Below are 7,303 nucleotides of genomic sequence, written 5' to 3'. Positions count from 1 at the left end.
CTCTTCCCATTCCGAACAGAGAAGTTAAGCCCGCCAGAGCCGATGGTATTGCCGTAACAGGTGGGAGAGTAGGTCGGCGCCTATTTTTATACGAAAAGCCCGTGATCATTGATCATGGGTTTTTTTGGTTATAAGAAGTTAGGTGATAATATTTGAAAGTGCTGTCATCTTGCTGTCATCGTGTTGTCATCACTTTGTCATGGTGAGCGGAGTCGAACCACGAACCACGAACGACTGGTACGTCAATGCAATCAGCAATACTTAATACACTTGTTAGCGATACTTTTAACAATTATGCTGTTGATAATCAAATGCTTTGCGATTGCGACGGCATTGACGTACCAGTCGTTCGACTCCGCTCACGATGACAATACTTGCCGCAACGATGAACAAAGCGTGCCGAAGTTTACTAGCAAAGCTTAACAAGCAATGCCACTTTATGTCATCACCTTCCAATAAATTTTGCAAACATTTTAACCCCTCACGATGACAGCACGATGACAAACACGATGACAAACACGATGACAGCACGTGGCAACAAAATAAAAAAAACGGCCCACTATAGGTCTAACTACTAACTACTAAATACCATCTACTCCCCACTTCCCCTAGCAATTTTAATTTCAATTAATTACCTTTGTACCCGCATGGCAACTCAATTAGATAACGGTATTAAACCCTATAACCATTATGGGGCTTATTTGAAGGAAAAGTATAACGGGCAGAAGGTTTTTAAAGTTATCGTTGATGGTAATTTTACCTGTCCCAATCGGGATGGATCTAAAGGCTATGGCGGTTGTACTTATTGCAATGTAGATTCTTTTACGCCGGATACGGCGCGTAAAATCCCTTCTATTCGGGAGCAAGTTGAAAACGGTATCGAGCGTGCTAGAAATAGCTATGGCGCCGAGAAGTTTATCATTTACTTCCAACCAAATACCAACACTTATGCACCTACGCATCTCTTAAAGATGATGTATGATGAAGCCCTCAGCATTTGTCCGGAACATACTTTAGGACTTTCCGTTGGTACACGCCCAGATTGTTTGGATTTCGAGAAGATTGCCCTTTTGGAAAGCTATACCGACAGGTACGATGTAGACCTAGAAATGGGCATGGAGTCAATTTATAATGATACCTTAGAGCGTATCAACCGGGGATGCTCGCACGATGAGTTTCTTTCCACCATGAAAATGTTGGAAAACACCTCCTTGGAGCTATGTGTGCATACCATCTTTGGCTTCCCTTGGGAGTCGGAGGAAATGATGCTGCGATACGCCGATGAAATCAACAAGCATCCGCAGATTAAATTTGTGAAATTACACCACCTGCATATCGTCGAGGGATCGATTATGGGGGTAAAATATAAACGCGAGCCTTTCCATCTATTTACGATTGAAGAGTATACGGAGTTCCTAAGTAAGTTTATTCCCTTATTACGTCCGGATATTATTATCCAGCGGATCTTTGGGATTGCCGATCGGGAATTATTGATTGCACCGAATTGGGGTTTCCCGAAATCGGGCATTCAAACAAAGATCGATAAAGGATTGGAAGAAAGGGGCGTGAAACAAGGATCGGCCTATTTGCCAATCTAGGATAAAACAAGAAGAGGAAGCTATTGGCTTCCTCTTCTTGTTTTAGCTATCTTTCTACGATCGACTTGAGGTCGGCCGGGGAGTAGTTTATTGATTTTAGGGTTTTATCATCGCCTTCGCGGAAGACTAAGAATTTCCCATCGATTTCCTTATAATAAGAAGATACCCCTTTCTCCTGGTAATGGGCCTGCGTGGCTTCAGCTTCTTCCACTGTTTTACAGGCTTTGCTCATGTTCGAGCGTTGAACCTCGTTAAACAGATCATTGAATTTTTCCGCCAATCCGAATTCTAGGATAGCACCGGATAGTACATATTGAATATCGGCTAAGGCATCAGCAATTTCTACGATATCTTTCGCATCAATAGCTTCCTGAAGCTCTTTAAGCTCTTCAGCAATTAGGGATACGCGAAGATTGCAACGGTTTTCAGCGGGAATACGAGGGGAATCTAAGATCGGGTGTTGAAAGGTTTTGTGAAACTCAGCAACCGATGTTAAACACTTAGGGTCTGTCATAATGCTTTTTAATTTTGTTAAAATTACGAAACTATACCTACATAAAAAAGACGCGCTAGGCGTCTTCTTCTTATTTCATCAAATGTTTCAATTGAATAATCTCTTTATCCTCCAGGTATCTCCAACGGCCACGTGGAAGGTCTTTCTTCGTTAGGTTCGCATACACTACGCGGTCTAGTTTAATAACCTCATAGCCTAAGGATTCGAAGATACGACGCACGATACGGTTTTTGCCGCTGTGGATCTGGATGCCTACCTCACGTTTAGAGGCACCTACCACAAAGCTGATGTCATCGGGTTTGATGAAACCGTCTTCCAATTCCAATCCAAATTGGATTTTATTGAAATCGCCTTGGGTTAAGTTCTTGCTCAATTCTACTTGGTAGATTTTGCTGATGTTATTACGTGGGTGTGAAAGTTTTTCAGCCAGGTTGCCATCGTTGGTCAATAACAAGAGCCCTGTTGTATTTCTATCTAAACGTCCGATCGGGTAGATGCGCTCTTTGGTAGCTTTGGATACCAATTGCATCACGGTTTTACGCTCTTGCGGATCGTCGGTTGTAGTAATATAGTCTTTTGGTTTGTTCAATAGCACATAAACCATTTTCTCGCGCTTCAAACGCTCGTTGTTGTAGCGGATTTCATCAACTGCAGGATCTACTTTGGAACCTAATTCGGTTACCACTTCACCATTCACTGATATTACGCCGGATTCAATCAGCTCATCAGCTTTACGACGTGAACAAATACCTGCATTCGCGATATAACGGTTCAAACGGATTAAACCATCATCGTTCGCTGGTGCTTGTTGTTTCTTTTCGCTATAAGGTTTTCTGCTTCTGCCATCAGTACGGAAATCGCGGGATTCACGGCGATCACCAAAGTTGCGCTCTTGACCTTCTTCAGAACGACGGAATGGGCGTTTGTCACCGAATCCACGGTCGTCATTGCTTCCGAAACGAGGTTTTCCAAATTTACGGTCGCCTTGTGGCTTTCCGAATTTGCCATCACGTTGGTTTCTGTCGAAATGACCATCACGGGATGAAGAACGATCGAACTTACCGTCTCTGGATGATGAGCGGTCAAATTTACCATCGCGAGATGGACGCTCGAATTGGCCATCACGAGCTCCTCTATCGAATTTATTATCTCTGGAGGATGAACGGTCGAACTTACCGTCTCTAGAAGAAGAGCGGTCAAATTTACCATCTCTGGAAGAGGAACGGTCGAATTTACCATCTCTAGATGAAGAGCGGTCGAATTTGTTATCGCCAAATCGGTTGTCGGATCTTCCCTCACGTGGGAATCGCTCTGATTTGTCTTCGCGGGAAGATGATTTGTCGAACTTATTGAAATTGCGGTCTTGGTCAGGTCTACCTGATTTTGAATCTCGGGAGCTGTTAAAAGATGATCTTTTCCCACCTCTGAAGCTGTCTGAGTTGCTTCTTTGTCTTTTGGAGTTGTCCTCTCGACTGTTCCTGTTGCTACTGAATGGCATAATTTTATAAAAAATTGAGCCACAAAGATAGGTAAATTTTTAATACAGCGTCATGTATTTGTATTTTCTACAGCTAATGTTAGATTAATCAGACATTTAGCGCTGTTTTCGCACTTCAAGACTTGACGCTTGTACGATCCTTGTAACGAAGACCGTAGCTAAAGTCTATCCTTTATGTTACAAAACAGGGAGTCTGAGGATATCCATCTCTATCGTGTTTAAACAGCGATAATTTAGGCTTTTAACTTTTCTTAACGATGGTTGACTTGCTAACTATTTGGTTTAAAGCCCTGTAAAGTGTACCTTTGGAGCTTGTTTTTTAACCAAGCTATTTTTTGATCGATTTTTAATCGTGGATAGGGTAGCAGTAAGGGAATGAATGATAAAAAAAAGAGTGTTATGTAGCAGTGTGATTTTGACAGTATTTATCTTGTCAAACTTATACTCAAGCCCCCAACCAGAATCACTGGCTGACCCTTTTAGAAAGGCTCTTGACCAGTCCATGATCTCGAATGTGCATAGTAACATCGAGACGGCAAAAAAGAATTCCAAGGATGATTTTTATAGTCAATTCTCCTTTGCCAACGAAAGTATTCCTCATGAGCAGGGTTTTGTCAGAAAACGATTAGACAAATACCTCGGTAAATTCGCTTATTTAAAGCGCCCTTCTCATCAAATTCACAAGAAAGCGGATCAATTACTTCCACGAATCGCTAAAATCCTCAAGAGCTACGGTATTCCTGAAGACTTCAAGTATATTGCTGTCGTAGAGAGCAGCTTGAACCCGCAGACCACTTCCCATAAGGGAGCCGGAGGGTATTGGCAATTTATGCCGGCAACGGCACGTTTATACGGGCTACGTGTAAACGGAAATATTGACGAGCGTCTTGATTTAATTAAATCCACACATGCTGCAGCGAAATATCTTAAATCGCTACACAAAGAGTTCGGCGATTGGACCCTTGCTGCTGCTGCCTATAATGTGGGTGGAGGAAGTCTGCGTTCTTCATTAAGAAGACAAAAGAAAGACAACTATTACGACCTGCGTCTGAATGCAGAAACAGCATCGTATGTTTACAAAATCATTTCCATGAAGTCCATTTTGGAAAACAGTTAATTGGGGAGAACCCTCTTTATCACATGGTAAATTATTAAAAGAGCTATTCATCGGAATGGCTCTTTTTTATTGCACTAAACCGTCCCTTTCCCAAAAGCGGCATTTATTTCTTTTTCTGATAATCCACTAAACTAGCCAATTAACTTTTTAACTTGCTTTATTTTAGCTATTTAGCCTTGAACCTTTCTCAAAAATTATTGTTAATATTAAGTGATTAACCCGGGAAAACCTGTTTTCCCTATACTATGAAGAACATTACAGCTAAACAAGTCCTATGCTTGTGCGGCATTACTAACTGATTTAAATAATTTAATAGCCTTAAAATATGATGGATATCACATTTTCTTGCTTCGTTTTATCATTAGAATGTCATGCTGATACCAGTACCTTTGAATCAGGTTAACTTAATATAAAGAATAATGCAGGTAGAGCAATTTAGTTATGACAATAAGATTGTCAGAGATTTTGGAATCGCAACTGTAATTTGGGGGATCATCGGCATGACGGTCGGGCTTATCGCAGCACTTCAGCTGGTATGGCCGGAAATGAACTTTGCCACCCAATTTACAACATTTGGTCGGATCAGACCCTTGCATACCAATGCGGTGATTTTTGCCTTCGTAGGAAATGCCATCTTTATGGGGGCATATTACTCGATGCAGCGCGTATTGAAAGCAAGAATGTTCAGTGATTTACTGAGTAAAATCCATTTTTGGGGATGGCAATTAATCATTGTCGCCTCGGCAATTACCCTTCCGCTAGGTTTAACAAGCTCCCACGAATATGCGGAGATGGAATGGCCAATCGATATCGGGATTGCAGTAATCTGGGTCGTTTTCGGTATCAACATGTTTGGTACTATCATCAAACGTAGAGAAAGACATATGTATGTAGCCGTATGGTTCTACATTGCCACTTTCGTTACGGTAGCTGTTTTACATATTGTAAACTCCATCCAGATGCCAGTAAGCCTTTGGAAAAGTTACTATGTGTATGCCGGCGTTCAGGATGCCTTGGTGCAATGGTGGTATGGCCACAACGCGGTGGCTTTCTTCTTAACCACTCCATTCTTAGGGATGATGTATTACTTCCTTCCGAAAATGGCGAATCGCCCTGTTTATTCCTATAAATTAAGTATTCTACACTTCTGGTCTTTGATCTTTATCTATATCTGGGCCGGACCTCACCACTTATTATATACCTCATTACCGAGTTGGGTACAGTCTTTAGGGGTGGTATTCTCCATCATGCTGATCGCGCCATCTTGGGGAGGTATGATCAACGGTCTATTGACCCTACGTGGTGCCTGGGATAAAGTGCGTACCGAGCCTACCTTGAAATTCATGGTGGTTGCTTTAACCTGTTATGGTATGGCAACATTTGAAGGCCCTATGCTATCTTTGAAACAAGTAAATGCCATTGCCCACTTTACCGACTGGATTCCAGCACACGTGCATGTGGGTGCCTTAGGATGGAACGGCTTCATGGCCTTCGCCATTCTGTACTGGTTAATCCCTAGAATTTACAAAACAGAATTATTCTCGAAAAAATTAGCCACTACCCACTTCTGGATCGGCACCTTAGGCATCTTATTCTACGCAATCCCGATGTACTGGGCAGCGGTAGTACAAGGTTTAATGTGGAAAGAGTTTACTCCAGAAGGCGTATTGCAATACCCTAACTTCTTAGCAACCACCTTGGAGATTTTACCAATGCACATGATGCGTGCTACGGGTGGTGCCTTATACCTATCGGGTGTAATCTTAATGACCTACAACTTAATTAAAACTATTAAGCAAGGGGAATTAGTTCCAAACGAGGCTGCAGAAGCCCCAGCATTAGAACCTATCAAAACTTTAGAGCGTTCTCAACACCGTCGCTTAGAGCGTAAGCCGGTATTGTTCCTGGTATTATCTTTAATCGCTATCCTCGTTGGAGGTATTGTGGAGATGATCCCAACCTTTACGGTGAGCAGTAACGTGCCGAAAATTAGCTCGGTAAAACCATACACTGCTTTAGAATTACAAGGGCGTGATTTATACATCCGTGAGGGCTGTGTGAACTGTCACTCCCAGACGATCCGTCCATTCCGTTCTGAAACGGCGCGCTATGGGGAATACTCGAAAGCTGGAGAGTTTGTTTATGACCGTCCATTCTTATGGGGATCGAAACGTACCGGACCAGATTTGCACCGTATCGGTGGTAAATATCCACACAAATGGCACTTCGACCATATGTTAGATCCAACGATCACTTCCCCAGGAAGTATCATGCCACAGTATCCATGGTTAATTTCTCAGAAGATTGACTACAAATACTTGTCAAGCAAAATGAAGGTGATGCGTAATCTAGGTGTTCCTTATACAGATGATGAAATCTTCAATGCGGTAGACCATGCCAAAGCACAGGCGGCAACTATTGTGAAAGATTTGGAAGCCAACCAAGTAGAGGTTGAAGCGAATAAGGAAATCATCGCCATGATTGCCTACTTACAACGCTTGGGAACGGACATTAAAGCGGCTCCGGAAGCGGAAAGAACAACTGGTGGTAGCAACTAATCGCAAACATAAAAAACA

5 protein-coding genes and 1 rRNA gene are annotated in these 7,303 nt (G+C 42.3%); 4 read left to right on the top strand and 2 right to left on the bottom strand.

Features of this window, described 5'->3' with window-relative positions:
- Positions 1-85: ribosomal RNA gene (gene rrf, locus GQF63_RS02365) — 5S ribosomal RNA — on the top strand; the annotation flags it as partial.
- Between the two features lie 562 nt (positions 86-647).
- Positions 648-1,598, top strand: a complete 951-nt coding sequence (gene mnmL / locus GQF63_RS02360; protein ID WP_160367478.1) for a tRNA modification radical SAM protein MnmL/YtqA — start codon at positions 648-650, stop codon at positions 1,596-1,598.
- 46 nt (positions 1,599-1,644) lie between these two features.
- On the opposite strand, the gene GQF63_RS02355 is transcribed toward mnmL, so the two are convergent.
- Positions 1,645-2,112 (bottom strand): pyrophosphohydrolase domain-containing protein, encoded by a 468-nt coding sequence (locus tag GQF63_RS02355; protein ID WP_160367477.1) that lies wholly within the window; start codon positions 2,110-2,112, stop codon positions 1,645-1,647.
- A 70-nt stretch (positions 2,113-2,182) separates the two neighbouring features.
- Positions 2,183-3,610, bottom strand: a complete 1,428-nt coding sequence (locus GQF63_RS02350; RefSeq protein ID WP_160367476.1) for a pseudouridine synthase — start codon at positions 3,608-3,610, stop codon at positions 2,183-2,185.
- 514 nt (positions 3,611-4,124) lie between these two features.
- Here GQF63_RS02350 and GQF63_RS02345 point away from each other — a divergent pair.
- Positions 4,125-4,727, top strand: a complete 603-nt coding sequence (locus tag GQF63_RS02345; RefSeq protein ID WP_212592433.1) for a lytic transglycosylase domain-containing protein — start codon at positions 4,125-4,127, stop codon at positions 4,725-4,727.
- A 419-nt stretch (positions 4,728-5,146) separates the two neighbouring features.
- Positions 5,147-7,285: a cytochrome-c oxidase, cbb3-type subunit I gene (gene ccoN, locus GQF63_RS02340; RefSeq protein ID WP_160367474.1), complete on the top strand. Its 2,139-nt coding sequence runs from the start codon at positions 5,147-5,149 to the stop codon at positions 7,283-7,285.
- The last annotated feature ends 18 nt before the right edge of the window (positions 7,286-7,303 follow it).

This window comes from Sphingobacterium humi (assembly GCF_009768885.1).
Taxonomy (GTDB): Bacteria; Bacteroidota; Bacteroidia; order Sphingobacteriales; family Sphingobacteriaceae; genus Sphingobacterium; species Sphingobacterium humi.
Note: the sequence above shows the minus strand (reverse complement) of the source record. Positions and strands in the feature narration are given on the sequence as shown.